The sequence below is a fragment of the Xanthomonas pisi DSM 18956 genome (assembly GCF_001010415.1).
Classification (GTDB): Bacteria; Pseudomonadota; Gammaproteobacteria; order Xanthomonadales; family Xanthomonadaceae; genus Xanthomonas; species Xanthomonas pisi.
Genome location: NZ_JPLE01000190.1, coordinates 1 through 409, shown reverse-complemented (window position 1 = coordinate 409; position 409 = coordinate 1). Strand labels below are relative to the sequence as shown.

2 protein-coding genes are annotated in these 409 nt (G+C 38.4%); both read right to left on the bottom strand.

The window, feature by feature from the left end; all coding sequences use genetic code 11:
* Positions 1-85 precede the first annotated feature (85 nt).
* Positions 86-202 carry a hypothetical protein gene (locus tag Y887_RS21645; protein WP_502362101.1) on the bottom strand — a complete coding sequence of 39 codons (117 nt, stop codon included), beginning with the start codon at positions 200-202 and terminating at the stop codon, positions 86-88.
* Positions 202-409: hypothetical protein (locus Y887_RS21150; protein ID WP_046965595.1), on the bottom strand; the 208-nt coding region annotated here is incomplete at its 5' end. The genes Y887_RS21645 and Y887_RS21150, both read right to left, overlap by 1 nt.

Sequence of the window (409 nt, the reverse complement as noted above, 5' to 3'; positions counted from 1 at the left end):
GATAACTATCACATGATTCTGATTTAATGTAAATTGCTATACTCATCTCAAATTCCTGCATTCGGTAATAAAACGTTCAACTTCATTATTCTTGGCAAATATGTTTCACTAAGTGGGATGGACATCCTGTCCAATCTACTGAATAGTATGAAATACCTTCGTCGCCATCGTCCATGTTTGACCAGTGAATTTTTTGTATCATTACCAACCTTCCATAGGGAATTCTAGATAAACTTGGGCATTGACACGAATTTCATTGGTAATCTTTTTAACTCGGTCTGTATTACGAGATACACGTCCGAACCAACGCCATCCGTTACTAATTGCACGAGAACCAGTGTGCCATGTTTGCCAATCAAACTGAAGAAGAGTACGATCTGGAGCTTCCCATTTCTCTAGTTCACCTTTT

Bases quoted from the DNA above. Each gene is read 5' to 3' on its own strand.
- Y887_RS21645 (WP_502362101.1), bottom strand. From the start codon at position 202: ATGATACAAAAAATTCACTGGTCAAACATGGACGATGGCGACGAAGGT.